This is a genomic window from Geodermatophilus sp. CPCC 205506, from assembly GCF_051383635.1.
In the GTDB taxonomy this organism is placed as follows: domain Bacteria; phylum Actinomycetota; class Actinomycetes; order Mycobacteriales; family Geodermatophilaceae; genus Geodermatophilus.
The window spans coordinates 11,723-29,103 of record NZ_JALPKP010000013.1; the positions used below are offsets into that span (position 1 = coordinate 11,723).

At 71.7% G+C, this 17,381-nt stretch carries 17 protein-coding genes; 12 read left to right on the top strand and 5 right to left on the bottom strand.

The genetic code is table 11. From position 1 onward, the window contains the following. Positions 1-39: 39 nt before the first annotated feature. The 3 genes from MY520_RS09440 to MY520_RS09450 all read left to right on the top strand — a co-directional run bounded on the left by MY520_RS09440 (position 40) and on the right by MY520_RS09450 (position 4,794). Entirely contained in the window at positions 40-1,239 is a 1,200-nt protein-coding gene (locus MY520_RS09440) for a cytochrome P450 (protein ID WP_436691829.1), read from the top strand. Positions 1,240-1,265: 26 nt separating this feature from the next. Beyond that, positions 1,266-2,999 carry a dihydroxyacetone kinase subunit DhaL gene (gene dhaL, locus MY520_RS09445; RefSeq protein WP_436691830.1) on the top strand — a complete coding sequence of 578 codons (1,734 nt, stop codon included), beginning with the start codon at positions 1,266-1,268 and terminating at the stop codon, positions 2,997-2,999. Between the two features lie 811 nt (positions 3,000-3,810). Further along, positions 3,811-4,794: an ABC transporter substrate-binding protein gene (locus tag MY520_RS09450; RefSeq protein WP_436691831.1), complete on the top strand. Its 984-nt coding sequence runs from the start codon at positions 3,811-3,813 to the stop codon at positions 4,792-4,794. A 22-nt stretch (positions 4,795-4,816) separates the two neighbouring features. Here MY520_RS09450 and MY520_RS09455 read toward each other — a convergent pair whose 3' ends face one another. Beyond that, a complete protein-coding gene (locus tag MY520_RS09455) occupies positions 4,817-5,728 on the bottom strand; it encodes a PaaX family transcriptional regulator (protein WP_436691832.1) in 912 nt (303 codons plus the stop codon). A gap of 126 nt (positions 5,729-5,854) precedes the next feature. On the opposite strand from MY520_RS09455, the gene MY520_RS09460 reads away from it, so the two are divergent. The 3 genes from MY520_RS09460 to MY520_RS09470 are packed head-to-tail and all read left to right on the top strand — an operon-like array spanning position 5,855 to position 9,290. Next, a complete protein-coding gene (locus MY520_RS09460) occupies positions 5,855-7,246 on the top strand; it encodes a glycine cleavage T C-terminal barrel domain-containing protein (protein ID WP_436691833.1) in 1,392 nt (463 codons plus the stop codon). A 5-nt stretch (positions 7,247-7,251) separates the two neighbouring features. Next, a complete protein-coding gene (locus MY520_RS09465) occupies positions 7,252-8,865 on the top strand; it encodes a long-chain-fatty-acid--CoA ligase (protein ID WP_436691834.1) in 1,614 nt (537 codons plus the stop codon). Further along, positions 8,862-9,290, top strand: coding sequence for an acyl-CoA thioesterase (locus MY520_RS09470; protein ID WP_436691835.1), 429 nt, complete (start codon positions 8,862-8,864; stop codon positions 9,288-9,290). The genes MY520_RS09465 and MY520_RS09470 overlap by 4 nt, the downstream gene beginning before the upstream one ends. A gap of 144 nt (positions 9,291-9,434) precedes the next feature. Here MY520_RS09470 and MY520_RS09475 read toward each other — a convergent pair whose 3' ends face one another. Then, positions 9,435-10,130 (bottom strand): hypothetical protein, encoded by a 696-nt coding sequence (locus tag MY520_RS09475; RefSeq protein WP_436691836.1) that lies wholly within the window; start codon positions 10,128-10,130, stop codon positions 9,435-9,437. A 335-nt stretch (positions 10,131-10,465) separates the two neighbouring features. Between MY520_RS09475 and MY520_RS09480 the strand changes: the two genes are divergently transcribed. After that, positions 10,466-10,822: a methyltransferase gene (locus MY520_RS09480; RefSeq protein ID WP_436691837.1), complete on the top strand. Its 357-nt coding sequence runs from the start codon at positions 10,466-10,468 to the stop codon at positions 10,820-10,822. Next, positions 10,708-11,055 (top strand): methyltransferase, encoded by a 348-nt coding sequence (locus MY520_RS09485; protein WP_436691838.1) that lies wholly within the window; start codon positions 10,708-10,710, stop codon positions 11,053-11,055. The genes MY520_RS09480 and MY520_RS09485 overlap by 115 nt, the downstream gene beginning before the upstream one ends. A 253-nt stretch (positions 11,056-11,308) precedes the next feature. Here MY520_RS09485 and MY520_RS09490 read toward each other — a convergent pair whose 3' ends face one another. The 3 genes from MY520_RS09490 to MY520_RS09500 all read right to left on the bottom strand — a co-directional run bounded on the left by MY520_RS09490 (position 11,309) and on the right by MY520_RS09500 (position 13,808). After that, positions 11,309-12,037, bottom strand: a complete 729-nt coding sequence (locus MY520_RS09490; RefSeq protein WP_436691839.1) for an enoyl-CoA hydratase/isomerase family protein — start codon at positions 12,035-12,037, stop codon at positions 11,309-11,311. 729 nt (positions 12,038-12,766) lie between these two features. After that, positions 12,767-12,967, bottom strand: coding sequence for a hypothetical protein (locus tag MY520_RS09495; RefSeq protein ID WP_436691840.1), 201 nt, complete (start codon positions 12,965-12,967; stop codon positions 12,767-12,769). 613 nt (positions 12,968-13,580) lie between these two features. Continuing rightward, positions 13,581-13,808, bottom strand: a complete 228-nt coding sequence (locus MY520_RS09500; protein ID WP_436691841.1) for a type II toxin-antitoxin system Phd/YefM family antitoxin — start codon at positions 13,806-13,808, stop codon at positions 13,581-13,583. 75 nt (positions 13,809-13,883) lie between these two features. Between MY520_RS09500 and MY520_RS09505 the strand changes: the two genes are divergently transcribed. The 4 genes from MY520_RS09505 to MY520_RS09520 all read left to right on the top strand — a co-directional run bounded on the left by MY520_RS09505 (position 13,884) and on the right by MY520_RS09520 (position 17,301). Next, on the top strand, positions 13,884-14,129 hold the full coding sequence (locus tag MY520_RS09505) for a type II toxin-antitoxin system Phd/YefM family antitoxin (protein ID WP_436691842.1): 246 nt from the start codon (positions 13,884-13,886) through the stop codon (positions 14,127-14,129). Beyond that, positions 14,126-14,341, top strand: a complete 216-nt coding sequence (locus MY520_RS09510; protein WP_436691843.1) for a Txe/YoeB family addiction module toxin — start codon at positions 14,126-14,128, stop codon at positions 14,339-14,341. Before MY520_RS09505 ends, MY520_RS09510 begins: the two co-directional genes overlap by 4 nt. A gap of 751 nt (positions 14,342-15,092) precedes the next feature. Continuing rightward, positions 15,093-15,854 carry a hypothetical protein gene (locus MY520_RS09515; RefSeq protein WP_436691844.1) on the top strand — a complete coding sequence of 254 codons (762 nt, stop codon included), beginning with the start codon at positions 15,093-15,095 and terminating at the stop codon, positions 15,852-15,854. A gap of 499 nt (positions 15,855-16,353) precedes the next feature. Next, positions 16,354-17,301 (top strand): DMT family transporter, encoded by a 948-nt coding sequence (locus MY520_RS09520; protein WP_436691845.1) that lies wholly within the window; start codon positions 16,354-16,356, stop codon positions 17,299-17,301. The last annotated feature ends 80 nt before the right edge of the window (positions 17,302-17,381 follow it).

Below are 17,381 nucleotides of genomic sequence, written 5' to 3' on the forward strand. Positions count from 1 at the left end.
GCCACAGGTGTCGAACCACCCGAGACAGGTGCTTGCACGATGACCACGCTGCCCGTGACCGCCCCGGTCCTGGACGGGGACCCGTTCTCCCGCGCCGTGCTCGCCGACCCCATCCCCTTCGACACGCTCGTGCGGGAGACGGGCCCGGTGGTCTGGCTGAGCCGGTACGGCGTGTGGGCGGTGGGTCGGCACGCCCTGGTCGAGCAGGTCTTCAAGGACCACGAGACCTACATCTCCTCGGCCGGCACCGGCCTGACCAACATCAAGCACGAGGCGACGTGGCGTCGTCCCAGCGTCATCCTCGACCAGGACCCGCCGGAGCACACCCGGGCCCGGGCCGTCATGACCAAGGCGCTCTCGCCGCAGGTCATGCGGAGGCTGCGGGTGCAGTTCGCCGCCACCGCGGACGACCTCGTCGACGAGCTCCTGGCGCGGGGCACGTTCGACGCCGCGGTGGATCTCGCCGAGCGGTTCCCGCTGACCGTGCTGCCCGATGCCGTCGGGCTGGCCCCGGAGGGCCGCGAGCACCTGCTGCCGTACTCCGACGTCAACTTCCAGTCGATGGGCCCGCCCAACGAGCTGTGGCAGGAGGCCGTCGACCGGGCCGGCGACGCCGCCGACTACGTGGCGTGGCAGATGCGGCGCGAGGCGCTGTCCGACGACGGCATCGGCGCCGGGCTCTACGCCGCGGCCGACGCGGGCGAGATCACTCAGGAGGAGGCCGCCCTGCTGGTCCGGACCTTCCTGTCTGCGGGCATCGACACGACCGTCTTCGGCATCGGGTTCGCGCTGGACTCCCTCATGCACCACCCCGACCAGTGGGCCCTGTTGCGCGAGAAGCCGGTGCTGGCCAAGCACGCCTTCGAGGAGACCCTGCGGCACAGGCCGCCCAGTCCGATCATCGGCCGCACCACCGCCGTCGCCACCGAACTGGCCGGCGTGGAGCTGCAGGCCGACCAGAAGGTGCTGCTGTTCCTCGCCGCGGCCAACCGCGACCCCGACCGGTGGGAGGACCCCGACCGCTTCGACATCACCCGCCGGGCCTCCGGGCACATGGCACTCGGCGCGGGCATCCACGCCTGCGTCGGCCAGCTCGTCGCCCGCCTGGAGGCGGAGTGCGTGCTCTCCGCGGTCGCCCGGAAGGTGGCCAGCCTGGAGCCCGCCGGCGAGCCGGAGATCAAGTACTCGAACTGGCTGCGTGGCTACACGTCGCTGCCGGTCTCGGTCACGCCGGCCTGACGACAGCACCCGCCCGGAGGGGAACCGTGAAGAAGCTCGTCAACGCGCCCGCCGACGTCGTCCCCCAGATGCTGGAGGGGGTCGCGCTCACCAACCCTGGCGTCACGCTGCTCGAGGGGGGTGTGATCGTCCGCGCCGACGCCCAGGAGCAACGACGGCGCGGCGTGGTCGCCGTCCTCTCCGGCGGCGGGGCGGGGCACGAGCCGGCGCACGCGGGCTTCGTGGGGGCCGGCATGCTCTCCGGCGCCGTCGTCGGCGACGTCTTCACCTCCCCGTCGACGGACGCGGTGCTCGCCGCGATCCGGGTGGTCGGCGGCGAGGCCGGCGTCCTGCTCGTGGTGAAGAACTACACCGGTGACCGGCTCAACTTCGGGCTCGCCGCCGAGATCGCCCGGCAGGAGGGCATCCCGGTCGAGGTGGTGGTCGTGGCCGATGACGTCGCGCTGGCGGCCGACGGGCGCAACGCCGGCCGGCGCGGCCTGGCCGGGACCGTCCTCGTGCACAAGGTCGCCGGCGCCGCGGCCGAGGACGGCCGGCCGCTGGCCGAGGTGGCCGCGGCGGCCGCCGCGGTGGCCGGGGCCGTGGGCACCATGGGAGTGGCCCTCTCGGCCTGCACCGTGCCGGCCGCCGGAGCGCCGGGGTTCGACCTGGGGCCGGACGAGATCGAGTGGGGCCTGGGGATCCACGGCGAACCCGGGGTCGAGCGGACGGACAACCGCCCCGCCGACGAGATCGTCGATCGGCTGCTCGGCCAGATCCTGGGCGACCGGGGCATCCGCGCCGGCGACCGCGCGGTGGTGCTGGTGAACAACCTGGGTGGGACCCCACCGATGGAGCTGTCCATCGTCGCGCGGGCAGCGCTCGCCCGGCTGCGCTCGGTCGGTGTGACCGTGGAGCGGGCCTGGGTCGGAACCTTCATGACCGCGCTGGAGATGGCCGGTTGCTCCTTGTCGGTGCTGCCCGTGGACGACACCGTCCTGGCCTGGCTGGACGCTCCGTCCGCCGCGCCCGCGTGGCCACCGGCCGGCCAGGGCCGGGTCGCCGTCACCGCCGAACCGTCCGTGGCGCCGGTCGTCTCGACGGACGACGGACACATCCCGGTCCCCGAGGACTCGCCGTTGCGACGGGCCGTCGTGGCGGTCGCGGCCACGCTGGCCGACGCCGAGCCGGAGTTGACCGCGATGGACCGCGAGGTGGGCGACGGTGACCTCGGCGCCAGCCTGGAGCGGGGGGCCACGGCCCTGGCTGACGCGCTGGATCGCCTGCCCGGCGAGCACCCCGCTGCGACTCTTCGTGCCATGGCCGCGGTCGTCAGGCGGGTGGTGGGCGGCACCTCCGGCCCGCTGTACGCGGTGCTCCTCCTGCGCGCGGCCGGGGCACTGGAGGCCGTTCCCGAGCCGGAGCCGGCCGACTGGGCCGCCGCGCTGTCGGCCGGCGTCGACGGCGTCATGGAACTCGGGGGAGCCGAGCCGGGGGATGCCACGATGGTCGACGCACTCGTACCGGCCGCCCGCGCCCTGGCCGCGGAGGCTGCCAGCGCCTGGCCGGTGGCCTTGGCCGCGGCGGTCGAGGCCGCCCGCGACGGCGCCACGGCGACGGCCGGCCTGGTCGCTCGCCGTGGCCGCGCCAGTTACGTGGGCGAGCGGGCCGTCGGTCGGGTCGACCCCGGCGCGCACGCCGTCACCCTGTGGTTGGCAGCGGTCCAGCGGGCGCTCGCCGGAACCGACCGGTCGGATCCCTCGTCGTCTGCTCGTCCCTGACCGGAGCGAGGCGCCGCTCTGGCGACGGTCCTCGCCCGGCGGGCGCAACCATCGGCCGCATCCCCCGGTGGTGCTTCGGCCGCCCTGCCATGGAGCGCGCTCGGGTTCTGTCACGAGGGTTCGGAGCACCCTTCGAGTCCGGCACGGTCACGTCGATCGACAACGACGGGAGCAGGCCGCCAGATCCACTGGAGAAGAACTGGAGGAAGCCGCCGGGCAGTGCGTTGCGATTCTGCTGCGGTCCTACGGTTTCCTCCCGAGGGGGAGGCGATCCCTGGACGCAGCTCGATGACTGTTGGACTGCCGGTCCGTGCGCGTGCCGGACCCCCCGGGGTCCGACGCAGAAGGCTCGTGGCGCGCTGTGTCCAACGCCGTCGGGGTGCCCTCACTCAGCACCGGACTGGCATGGGAGGGCACGCCCGAGTGGTGGAGACGAAGCCGGCCTGCCGTCACGCCGAGCCGGCCAGCCGGCGTCCCTCCCCGACCCGCACAACCACCTGCACGGCGTCGTTGTGCCGGATCTGGGCGACGCCCTGTACGCGCCGGTCGCGGTGGGCGCTTGGCCGCCGGGTCCGCCCGGCTGGCGGGCCTGCACCCGGGGCGCCGCTACCGGGTCCGACTGCAGCTCCCGGGGATCGACACCGGCGGCGGCTGACCTGGCCTGCCCCGTGGTGCGCCGACGGGAGGGTGTGGCGACGCAGGTCACGCCGCCCGCAACTCTTGACTAGCCCATTGACGATCGGCCAGGTTGGTGTCTACCTTTCGGGTGCGCCGTCTCGGCGCATCCGTGGTGGATCAACGAGGAGTCCTCATGCGCATCCCGAAGGCCCTGTCGGCCGCCATTGTGGCCTGCCTGCTCGCGGCCGGCTGCGGAGGTGGGGCGTCGTCCGAGGAGGGCGGAGCCACCACCGGGGGGAGTGAGGTCACGCAGGTCTCGCTCGGTGTCCTCCCCCTCGTCGACCTGGCCCCCATCTACCTGGGACAGGAGCAGGGGTTCTTCGCCGACGAGGGGATCGAGCTGACGTTCCAGATCGCCCAGGGCGGCGCGGCGATCGTTCCCAGCGTGCTCAGCGGTGAGCTGGACTTCGGGTTCAGCAACCCCACGTCGCTGATCGTGGCGCGCAGTCAGGGCCTGCCGGTGAAGATCATCGCCCCTGGCGGCTCCAGCACCGGCGAGGTGGGCGCCGACTACGGCGCGGTGGTCGTGCCGCCGGGCAGCGACATCCAGGACGCCGCGGGCCTGGCCGGCCGCCGGGTGTCGGTCAACACGTTGAGCAACATCGGGGACACGTCCATCCGCGAGTCCGTCCGGGCGGCCGGCGGGGACCCGGACGCCGTGCAGTTCGTCGAGCTGCCCTTCCCCGACATGGGCGCGGCGCTGCAGAACGGCCAGGTGGACGCCATCTGGGTGGTCGAGCCCTTCCTGACGGGCGCGCTCGCCCAGGGGGCCGTGCCGGTCGCGTGGAACTGGATCGACGTGTCGCCGGACCTCATGGCCTCCGCGTACTTCACGTCCGAGCAGACGCTGCAGGAGAACCCCGACCTCGTCGAGCGCTTCGCCGGCGCCGTCGCCCGGTCGGCGGAGTACGCGCAGCAGAACCCCGACGAGGCTCGGGCGATCATCGGGACCTACACCCAGATCCCGCCGGAGGTCATCGAGCAGATCACCCTGCCGCGCTGGCAGCCGGAGGTGAACGCCGAGTCGACGCAGCGTCTCGTCGAGCTGGCCCTCGCGGACGGATTGATCGAGACCGAGGTCAGCACGGACGACCTCGTCGCCCAGACCGGAGACTGAGGCGCGGGATCTCTCGCCGGGGTCAGTCCTCGGCGAGGGCCTCCACCGACGTGTGGTGCCGGGCGAGCAGCGCGGCCCTCGGGTCGTCGACCGCGACGAGCTCCCGGAAGCGGCGGGTGGCCTGCGGGCCGAGGGTGTCGTAGACGTCGGTGAACAGCTCACGGGCCCGGCGTGCCGGCCACTTCGCGGGCAACAGTTCGGCCGGCAACTCGGGGTCGAGCGCGGGGAAGGTGCGCCAGACGTCGATGAGCGTCGTCCGCAGCACCAGCGCCTCGGCATCGGTGACCTCGCCCGCGTGGACTCGGTCGGCGACCCGGCTGAAGTCCTCGAGGAAGTCGGCGTAGCGGTCGCCCAGCTCCTGGAGGTCCCAGGCGCGCGCCGGGTCGCCGTCGGCGGGCCCGCAGGCCGTGCCGACGACGATGGTGGCGGTGCTCAGGGAGAGTTCGGCGAGCAGGGCGTCGGCCTGGCTGCTGTGATCGCCCGGCGCGGCCCACACGCCGTCGAACAGCGCGGTGAACCCCAGCCACCGCAGGCGCGTGCGCAGCGTGGACCGCAGGGAGCGGTTCTCCTCGGGAACGGAGAAGGCCACCATCGTCCACCGGCCGTCCCACGGCTGCGGATCGCTGCCGAACCGGAAGATCCGGTGAGTCCCCTCGAGGAGAGTGGTGTGCGCGGCCTCGCTCAGCGCGTACGCCGTCCGCCGGCCCTGACGGGTGGCGACGAGGAGGTCCTTGCGGGCCAGGCGGCTGATGGCGGCGCGCGCGTTCTGCTCGGTGACGCCGAACTCGGCCAGCAGGCGGACCAGCGCCGTCGAGGGCAGCGACTCGGTGCGGTGGTACCAGAAGTCGCCCAGCAGGGTGAGCAGCAGGTGCTGCGGTCGCGTCCCCACCCCGGCGCCGGCCGCCGCGTCCACGCCCTCCGTCACCTGGCTCACGCCGAGGATCGTAGGCACCGGCGATCCCCGACCAACGTTGGACAGCAGTGTTGACGCTCGTCCGAGTGAGCGTCTAGCTTTGGGATCGTCCCCACGGGGCCGCGACGACGTGATGAGCGAGGAACCATGGACGACCTGCGGGAGCTGTACCACCGCGCCAACCAGTACCGCGAGCCGGCGTTCCTCGAGCGCCCCTACCTCGGCTCGCCGGGAGCGCCGGCGCAGGACGAGACCAACATCAGCAAGACGTGGATGCACCTCAACGGCGGCTTCCTGATGGGGTACGAGTACACCCGCTGGTGGCAGGAGTCGCGGGCGCTGCGCACCACCGCGGTCCTGGGCGACTGGAGCTGGCTGAACAAGGTCCGCATCACCGGCCCGAACGCCGAGGACTTCCTGGACCGCATCTCGGTCAAGAGCGTGCGGCGGCAGGAGGTCGGGCAGACGCTGTTCACGCCGATGCTCAGCGAGCACGGCAAGATCGCGATCGAGGGGCTGGCCCTCAAGCTCGGCGACGACGACTACCTGTTCACCCAGTCCGGCGCCCAGTTCTGGCTGCCCCGGCAGGCCGAGCAGCTCGGCATCGACGTCCAGCTGGAGGACCAGACCCCCGACTGGACGTGCTACGCCCTGCAGGGGCCCCACTCCCTGCAGGTGCTGGAGGCGGTGACCGGCGAGGCGTTCGCCGACATGCGCTTCTCCCGCTGGCGCCGGATCGAGCTCTTCGGCACCGAGGTGATAGTCCAGCGCCAGGGCGTGACCGGCGAGGTCGGCTACGAGTTCTTCATGCGCACCGACACCGGCCGCGCCCACGAGCTGTGGCGCCGCATCCGCGAGGTCGGCCGGGAGTTCGGGCTGCGGGAACTGGGCTTCAAGGCGCAGCTGATCGGCCACACCGAGAGCAACATGCCCACGATCATCCGCGACTTCCTGCCCGACCGGTTCCCGCGCGAGAAGCTGTCCCGCTTCGCCCGGCTGTGGGTCACCGAGGAGGAGCTGGCCGCCGTCGACTACGACCTCGCCGATCAGCTGGTCACCCCGGCCGAGGTCGGCTGGGGGTACACCGTCGACCTCGACCACGAGTTCGTCGGCCGGGACGCGCTGCGCGCCGAGGCCGATGCCGGCGGACCCCGCCGGCTCTGGCGTGGCCTGCTCTGGAACGCCGACGACATCGGCGAACTGTTCGCCGCCCAGTTCCGTGACGCTCCCGCCCCGCCGCCGCCGGACCTCCCGTGGGGCCAGTTCCGCCTGCAGTTCCAGCGCGTGCGCCGGGACGACGAGCAGGTGGGCTGGGCCTCCGCCGCGACCTACAGCCCGAACCTCCGACGCATGATCAGCAACGCCCGCGTCGACCGGGAGCTGCCGATCGGCACCGCGGTCACCGTCGACTGGGGTTTCCCCGGCTACCCGACCTGGCGCCTGCGGGCCACCGTGGTGGAGCAGCCGTTCATCGCCCAGCACCGCCGCGACGACCTCACCGCGGCGGCCGCCGGCCGGGTGGGCACGGCGGGGGAGTGAAGGCGATGCACCAGTCCCTGGACATCGCCGCGATCCTGCGCCGCGCCGAGCAGTTCTCCCCGCGCCGCGAGGTGGTCAGCCGCGAGCCCGACCGCAGCTGCCACCGCACCACCTACGGGGAGCTGGCCGCCCGGGCCCGCCGGCTGGCCTCCGCCCTGCTCCGGCTCGGACTGGAGCCCGGCACGCGGGTGGCGACCCTGTGCGCGACGCACCGACAGCACTGGGAGGCCTACTACGCGGCGCCCATCGCCGGCCTGGTCACCCATCCGCTGAACCCGCGGCTGCACCCCGACGACATCGCCTTCATCGCCGACCACGCCGGCGACCGGGTCCTCATCGTCGACGAGGCGTTCCTTCCCCTGTTCGAGCAGATCCGCGACCGCACTCCGTTCCGGAACGTCGTGGTGGTGGGAACGGCACCCCCGGGACTGCTGGGCTATGAGCAGCTGCTCGCCACCGGAGACCCGGAGTGGCAGCCCGCCGAACTCGACGAGCGGTCGACCGCGCTGGTCACCTACACCAGCGGCACCACCGGCCGGCCCAAGGGTGTCGAGGTGTCGCACCGCGCGATCGCCGTGCACGCGCTGTCCAGTGCCCTGCCCGGATGGCTGGCCATCCGCGACGACGACGTCGTCATGCCGGTCGTCCCGATGTTCCACGCACTGGCCTGGGGCTGGCCGTACACCGCCGCCCTGCTCGGCGCCAAGCAGGTGCTCCCCGGGCCGTTCCTCGACCCGGACAGCCTGCTCGAGCTCATCGAAGGCGAGCGGGTCACCCTCACCGGCGGCGTGCCCACCGTGTGGATGGGTCTGCTCAACACCCTCGACGCCGCCCCCGGCGCGCACGACACCAGCTCGCTCCGTGCGGTGCTCAGCGGCGGCGCCACCGCCCCGCCGGCGATGATCGAGGGCCTGCGCGGCCGGCACGCCGTCCCGCTCGTGCACACCTGGGGGATGACCGAGCTCATCATGGGCGCCATCGCCAACCTGACCTGGGACCTGCAGGACGCACCGGAGGACGAGCAGCGCCCCAACCGCTACGCCCAGGGCGTGCCCATGCCGTTCCTGGAGATCCGGGCCCGGGGAGAGGCCGGCTTCGTGGCGTGGGACGGACACAGCCTGGGGGAGCTGGAGATCCGCGGCCCCTGGGTCGCCCAGGAGTACGTCGGCGCTCCGGAGGCCAGCGCGGAGCAGTGGACCGACGACGGCTGGTTCCGCACCGGCGACGTCGTGACCATCAGCGAGCGCGGCTACATCCGCATCGCCGACCGCGCCAAGGACCTGGTCAAGTCCGGCGGCGAGTGGATCTCCACCCCCGAGCTGGAGAGCGCCCTGATGGACCACCCGGCCGTCGCCGAGGCCGCAGTCGTCGCCGTCGCCGACGAGAAGTGGACCGAACGGCCCCTGGCCGTGGTCGCCTTCCGGACCGGCGCCACCGCGACATCCGAAGAGCTGCGGGAGTTCATCGCCCCCAAGGTGGCCCGCTGGTGGATCCCGGAGCGCATCGAGATCGTCGAGGCCATCCCCAAGACCGCCGTCGGCAAGTTCAACAAACTCGTCCTCCGCCAGCAGTACGACACCCCCACCGACACTCCGGACGCAGCGAAGGCAGACACATGACCGCGGCCAGCACCCCGACCCGTCACAACTACCGCGGCCGGGTCGCCTGGGTCGACACCGACGCCAGCGGCCGCATCCACTTCACCGCAGCCTTCCGCTGGGCCGAGGCCGCCGAACACGACCTGCTCCGCAGCCTCGGCCACTCCTTCCACGGCGGCTTCCCCCGCGTCGACGTCCAGGCCACCTACCGCGCCCCGTTGCGCTTCGACGACGAGTTCGAGCTCGCCCTCGGCGTCGCCACGGTGGGCAGGTCATCGATCGGCTACACATGGCTGATCCGCACCGGGAGCGACCTCGCCATCGAGGGACGTCACCTGGCGGTGTACGTCGGCGACGGGGAACGCCCGGTCCCGCTGCCCGCACAACTGCACGACCAGCTCTCACACATGCTCCCGAAGACCGCCGCCGTGCCGGGCGCGTCCTGACGACCAGCTGCACCTCGGCCGGGCGACGTCGGGTGGGTGGAATGCTCGGGACACGCAGGTGATCCGGCTGACTCACCGTCACGCTCCGCAAGGGCGCCACGGTCGCTGAAGATCAGTGCTCGTGCAGTTCGCGACCGCGATTCCTCACCACCTTTGTGACCACCAGGCACCCTGTGCGGAGTCCGTCGCCCCGTGCACCAGTCGAATCTCCTCGCCGGCCGGGAGGGCGTCGGGATGCCTCCGGGCCCAGGCCAGGAGCGCGATGTAGGCCACGTCGAAGACGAAGCACAGGATTCCGAGCGTCAGGATGAAGGCAGAACTCTCGTGGACACCGAAGATGATCGTGGGCGCGGCGGTCCCGATCCACTTCGCGACCGCAATGGTCATCGACTGCCCGCGCGGCCCGCGCCGCCCAACGAACATCGCGATGAACAGTCCAGACATCAGCAGGTTCTGCAGAAACGCTGAGTAGCGCGCCGCCTGGGCGTAGTCGAACTCGACGACGAAGGCCCATTGGACGACGTAGGCCGTGACGAAGACGAGGACCCCCCACCCGATGAACATGCCCCGGGTGAGGAAGGAGGGCAGCTCCCGCCGGCCGTACCGGAAGAAGGTGTAGACGATGACGACGTCGGCCAGGGCCCACACGAGATTGATGTACGCCTGAAGGCCGGGCTCCGTGGCCAGGCCCCACACCGAGTAGATGGACTCCCAGGCGATGTTCAGCGCGAGGGCGGCAACGGGCAGCGCGTAGGTCCGCTGGGCAAACCCCACCCGGATCGCTTCGATGTAGACGACGGTCCAGGCGATTCCGCTCAGCGCGGTGAGAAGCGTGATCATCGGTTCTCCCTGGCGGGCATCGAGCGTTCGCACCCTAGCCCCGGAGCGCGGTGTTCGGCGGCGTACGGACCTGCTGTGCCCAGCGGGTTCCCCGCCTGCGGGGCCGATGCAGAGCGGTCGTGGCGACACCATCCCCGGTGGCAGGGAGGCAGGCCGGCTTGATGAGCCGGCTTGGCCGCACCGCAAGGTTCACTCGTGCGGCGGCGACCTCGGAAGCTGCTGGTGCACGGTCGGCGCGCGACCCTCGCCCTCCGGTTGACACGGCCGACCGCGAGGGAGAAGTACGGCAACCGGTACAGCAACGAGCTTCGAACGACGTCACGGATCCCGCGAACGTGCCTGGAGATGACCTGGAACATGCCGTCCGGACCGGAGAGCCGGCGTTCGCGCGGGTGCACGACACCGATCCGCTCGGCCACCTGGAGACACATCCCGACGACGCCGCCGTCTTCGACGGCGCCATGCAGGACATCGCCGGGAGCTTTCTTGCCGGGATCCTTGTCGTGTACGACTTCTCCGGATACACGACCCTGGTCGACGTCGGTGGCGGCACCGGCGCCCTGCTCGCACCCCGCAGGTGGTCGCCGAAGCCGAACCGGTACTGCACGCCGCCGGGGTCGCCGACCGGTGCCAGCGGGTCGCGGGGAACTTCTTCGACCAGGTGCCGCCGGCAGCCGACCTCTACATCCTGAGCAACATCGTTCACGACTGGGACGACGGGAGTGCACTGCAGATCCTCGGGACATGCCGATCCGCGATGCGCGCCGACTCACGCCTGCTGATCATCGAGCTGGTGCTGCCTGACGACCCCGGCCGTCCATGGGGAAGCTGCTGGACCTCGAGATGCTCGCCGTCACGCCCGATGGACGTCAACGCACCGGCCTTCAGTACACCCGGCTGCTCGCTGACGCCCGGTTCGACGTGACTCAGGTCGTCGCTGCGCTGCCCGGCGCACCGGCGAGCTACGTGGACGCCGTTCCGGCGGGCGGACTGGCGCACCGCCCGGTCTGAGCGTTGGTGGTCGCCTCGAGAGGGTGCCGCGAGGGTCGCCAAGTGACGTTACTCATCGCCGTCCAGGTGGTCCGCCCTCGACCGTTCCGCCGGTTGACCTGCGGAGACGTACTCCGGTGGACATCCGCAGGCTTCGCTCAGCCGCCCCGGCAGTTCGGGTACCGAGTTCAGCGCCGGGTCAGCGCCGCGAGGGCGCCCTCGATCCGGAGCCGGGTGTCGTCGGAGGCCCAGCCGGCGAGGATGGCTGCGTCGCCACCGGCGTTCGCTTCGATCGCCGTGTTCGCGGGGCGGTGGAGCTGGATCTTGGCCAGCCGGTAGGACTCGGGCAACCGGGCGGCCAGCTCGGTGGCCAGCGCGACCGCCCGCGGCAGCAGCTCGCCCGGCTCGGCGAGCTCGTCGATCATCCCCAGGGCCAGCGCACGCTCGCGGTCCTCGGTCTGCGCGCCGAACAGCACCTGGCCGGCACGGGAACCGAGCGCGTGCCGGACGATCTCCAGGGCGGTGGTCGGGAAGGGGACGCCGACCGCCAGCTCGGTCAACCCGATCCGTCCACCCGACATCAGCCGCAGGTCGCAGGCGAGGGCCAGCACGCAGCCGCCGGCGATCGCATGCCCGTTGACCGCCGCGACGGTCGGCCGCGGATGGTCGAACACGACCCGAAACGTGCGGGACAGGGCCGCCAGGAGCTCCTCGGTGTATGGCCGGCCGCCGTCCAGGATCCGGCGCAGGTCCACCCCGGCGGAGAAGGACGCGCCGGTGCCGGTGATGACCAGCGCCCGGTCGGATGCGGTCACGGCCTCGGTGAGGGCGTTCAGCAGCTCCACGTCGAGGGCGCCGACCCGGCCGTGGTCGATGCGCAGAACGGCAACGTCATCCCGATCCTCGATGATCAGCATCGGGCCATCATCCACGCATCGCGGTGTGATGCCCGGACTGTTGGAGCTTCGCGGGAACGGACCCGACGAGGGCCTGCTGCTGCCGGAGGTCGGAGATCGTGTCGAGAGCCCGGCCAGGAGCTGACGCCGCCACCACGCCCGGGCGCCGGGTCCCGGGCCCGGAGAGGTGCCTGGTCTCCGCCCAGTGTAACGCCACCGCCAGCTGCGCCGGTGTGGTCTCGAGCTCCCCATCGCGCTTCACCACTTCGGCCGCGGCCCGGACCGGCCGATTCGGAGGTGGGGCATGGAGACAGTCCGGCGGCGACTCTTGACCACCATCGCACCCTGTTCGGGCTGGTCCGCCACCGAGCGCTGCCGTTCCGTATCTCCCTTGACCTGCGCAAGTGAACCCGGACAAACGGTTGTGGACCCGCGGCCGACGGCTGCGGGCAAAAGGCGCACGAGCCGCTTCGTGCTCTCACCGGGGAGACATGCTCCGTGCGGCCTTCGGGCGACGGGCACACGGTGAATGCGCCGCTGCTCGGCGTGGCGTGCCGGATCGGTCGGCCGTGATGATCCTGGGACATTCCCGATTCTGACGCACCGGACCCCTGTACGGGCACGTTGCGTCACGGTCGTCGAACGAGGCCGCGGCTGTCATGGAACGAGCGCTGCGGGGAGAGGTATGCGCCAGAAAGACGTGTCGGCAGTACCGGCGCAGGGTGGTCAGCTGCCGGGGCGAGACGGGGCCTACGTGGCCTGTCGGCTGAGGATCGCGTCGACTTCTGCGGTCTCCTCCGCCGAGTAGCGGCCGAGGATCAGGCCAAGCTCCATGCGCTCGGCGGGCGTCTGGTACGAGGCCAGCTCCTGCGCGAGACGCCGGCGCGCCGTGCGCGAGGCGCGGCGATGGGCGATCGAGGTACGCATCGTCGTGATCGTCGTGAAGGACATGGAACACCTCTTCTTTTCTCTCTCGTCGTGCGACCGAGTCTGCGTCGCCCTTTCAGTGTTGGCGGTCGGGCGTGCAATTACACGCAGGCCGGCTGTGATCCGCCTCAACACGTGGTGACGCACGTCATCGATCGAAGCGGTCTCCAAGCGCATCGTGGTCCGCCTCTCGGGAAACGCGTGAGCGCGCTCACGGATTTGTCGAGGGTCGCGCCTCTCAGTCAGAAACGGGCCTTCGCGGTTCTCCGGACGAAGCGCCGGTCATCGTGGAGGCGGCGTGTTCCGAGACGGTCTTGGGAGCGAGTCGGGTGATGCGGAGAAAGCGGGCAGAAAGGCCGAAGGCGTTGGAACCCATTCGTCACCTGCCGTTCATCGCCAGTCCACTCGGGCGTATCCGAGTTGCACGGCGACGAGGCTGGCGGTGGCGTTGCACCCCCGCGCGACGAAGGCCCGCAGAACCGAGGAGGCGCGGGCGGAGACCCGCGGCCCGATCATCGGGGCCGTCGTGGCTCAGGTCCTGGCCGGCGGGCGGCGGGGTGATGGCCAGGAGGTAGGACTACGGAGCGTCGCTCAGTGCCGCCTGCTGCGCCGGCGGGCCATGGCCGCCGCCAGGTCCTCACGGTTCTCGACCTTGCCGCGGGCGAGCTCGGCCTCGAGGCGTGCAGCCGCCGCATGGTGTCGGCGTCGGCGAGGTCTCGATGCTCTCCTCCAGCGACTCGAGGTCCTCGGTGGCCAGCAGCACCGCGGAGGACTTGCCGTGCACCCTCACGTCGCCGCGCATGTGCTGTCCGCTGACCCGCGCGACGACCTTCGACGCATGCGCCTTCGCGTCGGCCAGGGACACTCGGCCGGAACGGGTCGGCCGCGCGAAAGCAGCCGGGTGGGACGGTTTCTCCTACCACTAGCCGATGGAGTCTCCATGTCCGCGACGGCCAGCGAAGCGCGCCAGCGGTTGTTCCCACTGATCGAAGAGGTGAATGCCGATCAGATCGCGGTGGAGATCGTCTCGAAGAAGGGCACCGCGTTCCTGGTCGCGGCTGCTGAGTACCGGTCGCTGAAGGAGACCGTGTACCTGCTCCAGTCGCCGCGCAACGCCCAGCGCCTCGGGGAGAGCCTCGCCGACGTCGCGGCGGGTTCGGTGGAGCCTCACCAGCTGTCGGAGTGAGGATCGCGTTCACGGCGAACGACTGGGCGGACTACACCAGTGGGGCCGGGGACCGGAAGGTGCTCGCGCGGATCAACCGCCTGATCAGCGAAGCGGCCCGGGATCCAGCGACCGGTACCGGCAGGCCCGAGCGGCTCAGCGGGGACCTGTCGGGCTGCTGGTCGCGTCGCATCGACCATGGAGCACCGCCTGGTCTACGCGGTCGACGGTGACCAGCTCGTCGTCCTGGAGGCGCGCTACCACCACTGACGTGCCGTCGGCCCGTGCTTGGTTGCAGCCACCGGAGCGAACACCGGACTTTCGGCCCCGCTCGACAGCGCACCCAGAGGTGGGTCCAGGAGGCTGAGCACAGCGGAACGCCTGGCCCCGTCGCCCTCGGCGGCCCAGTTTGTGGGACACGTCCGGACCGACCCTGGGTGCGGCTCTCCAGTGTCAGACGGCGGGCTCACGCGATCTTGGACCACCGTCTGGCGGCCTGACTCGTCGGCGCGCATCGGCGAGGACGAGCTGGCTGAACGCAAGTAGCTCGATGCCCGGCAAGCGTTCGTCTCCGTCGAATGCACCGCGATCGACACGCCGGGAGGGCGAGCTGCACAACGCCTGGGCGGTCCGGCGGCTCAACCAGGTCAATCCGCGTCGGGAGTTCCCCTTCCCCACACCCGAGGAGGTCGGGGGCGTGCTGACCGAGAAGCTGGGCAGCATCGAGCACGCGGCGGCCGGCACGAGGCGTGCAACTGGGGACCGCGGTGGCCCAGCGTCACCGGGATCACACGGGCGTGTTCGTGCTGGTCACCGGCTCGTCGGGGGTGTGCCGGCTGCGGTCTCGAGGTGCGCGGGCTGGGGTCTGGACGCGCGGCACAGTAGCCTCGAAGGCGCTGACCTGGGTCGGCTCCGGCCTCTCCCGGGTCGTTTCCGACCGGACCCGTGCAGCCCTCCTCCCGGACATCGACCCCGACGGAGCTCATGACCGCCTCGAAGACCTCTCCCGACGACCGAGCCGACAAGGCCGAACCGTCCGAGAAGAGCCCCATCCTCAGCCCCGTCCAGATCGCCGCCGGCGCCCTCGCCGCCGTTTCCTCCGCCGTGGTCGCATCGCTGTTCGGGATGGCGGGCACCCTCATCGGCGCGGCGGTCGCGAGCGTGATCTCCACCGTGAGCGCCGCCGTCTACGGCGAGTCCCTGCGCCGGACGAACGAGCGGCTGCGGGGGGCCCGGAGCCGAGGGACCGGGCAGGCGGGAGCTCCGGCGGGGGAGCCCGACGCCACCCGCGTGCTGCCGCCGCGACTGGACCCACGGCGAGCTCCGGCGAGGTGGCGGCCACGGTGGTCGCGGATGGCGGCCGGTGCCGCCGCCGTCTTCGCGGTGGCGATGGGCATCGTGACCGGGGTGGAGGTGATCGGGCAGCAGCCGGTGTCGGCGCTCGTCGGTGACTCGTCCACCTCGGAGACGACGACGATCGGCGCGCTCACCAACGCGTCCTCGCACCGCGACCAGGCGCCATCGACGCCCGACTCCCCGACGACGCAGGCGCCCGCAACGCCCTCAGCCGAGAGCGCGCCCGGGGATGTTCCCGCGGAGCCGGATCCCTCCGACCGGAGCGAGACGGAGAGCTCGGAGTCGGCACCGACAGGATCCGCGAGCCCCTCCGCCGAGCCGACCGACCCCTCCGAGGAGTCGTCCGAGGAGGTCCCGGCCTCCGGCGAAGGTCAGTCCGCTGCACCCTGAGTGGGGCGCGCAGGATGTCGGTCATCCGATCCGTTGCGGCCTGAGAGCCTCCTCAACAAGGGCAGGGCGCCAGTCTGCGCTGCCATGTGAGGTCTCGTCCTCGAGGGGTCCGCAGGGCCGCCGTCCGGCCGGATGCACGCGGGGCCGGGACAGTCGTGTGAGCGGTCGTCGGCGTACTCTTCCTCGACGCTGCCAGCCCGCCCGGCCGCCGTGCTGAGGTGTAGCCGGTTCCACTCAGGGAACACCCGGACCTCGCGTGGGCTCACGTGGAAGGGTTCCGGACCAGTGGGGTCACCTGACGAGAAGAGTGTCCCGACGTGGCCCTCGTGGACCTGTCCATGCCGGTGATGAACAGCGTGGAGCACGACGGAAGCAGTGCCCGCCGTCCGAGCCGGGGCCGGGATCCTCGTGCTGACGGGGCAGGGGTACGCGGCACCATCCCAGGTGTGACCCTGACCGGACCGATCCGGCCACGCCGGGCATCGGGAGGTCGCGCCCGGTGACCCCGCCGGCGACGCGGGCGAGGGCGGTTCAGGCGCTGGACGAGCGGCCGTTGCTCATGCTGTGGATCGGTGTCGTGCTGTTCAGCCTCGGTCCGGTGCTGGTCGCCGGCTCCACCACGTCCGGTGCCGTGCTGTCCTTCTGGCGTCTGTGGATCGGCGCCCTGCTGCTCGGGGCGCTCACGCTGTGGCAGCACCGGGTCCGGGGGACGCGTGCCAGCCGACGTGGGTGGGGGTGGACGGCGGCGGCCGGTCTGGCCTTCGGCGCGCACCAGCTGTTCTTCATGATCTCGATCAAGGCGACGTCGGTGGTCGACGTGACCCTGATGCAGGTGCTGCAGCCGATCCTGGTCGGCGTTCTCGCCTTCGTGGTCTTCGGCGAACGTCCCGGCCTGGCCTTCCGCCTCTGGTCGGTGGTCGCGGGCGTCGGCGCGGCTCTGGTCGTGGTGGCGGGTACCACGGGACCGGAGGGGAACCCGGTCGGCATGGCGTTGGCGCTGGCGAACGTGGTGTGCTTCGCCTTCTACTTCGTCTGGTCCAAGCAGGCGATGGCCCACATCGGCGCGTTGCCCTTCCTGCTGGGGGTGGCGGTCGTCGCCGGACTGGCCGTCTCGTTGTTCGCTGCCGTGGTCGGGGAACGGGTCTCGAGCATCGACCTCACGGACCTGCTGATCGCGGCGAGCATCGCCGTCGTCCCGGGTGCCTTGGGCCACTTCCTCACGACGCACTCGCTGTCGCGGGTTCCGGCCAACCTGCCGCCGGTGATGCAGCTCGCCATGCCGTTCCTGTCCGGCGGCCTGGCCTGGTTGCTCCTGGGTGAGGGCTTCGCCGTGATGCACGTGGTCGGTGGCCTGGTGACCGTGGTCGGTGTCGTGGGTGCCCTGCTCTCACCGGCGGACCGGCAGCGATCGGTCAGCGAGTCCCCGGGACCTGTCACGCCGGACTGAGGTGTCGGCCTTCCGCCCTCCCGACATGCGCGACGCCGAGGGACTCGCGGAAGCCACTCCTCTCACCCGCACCGCGCTCG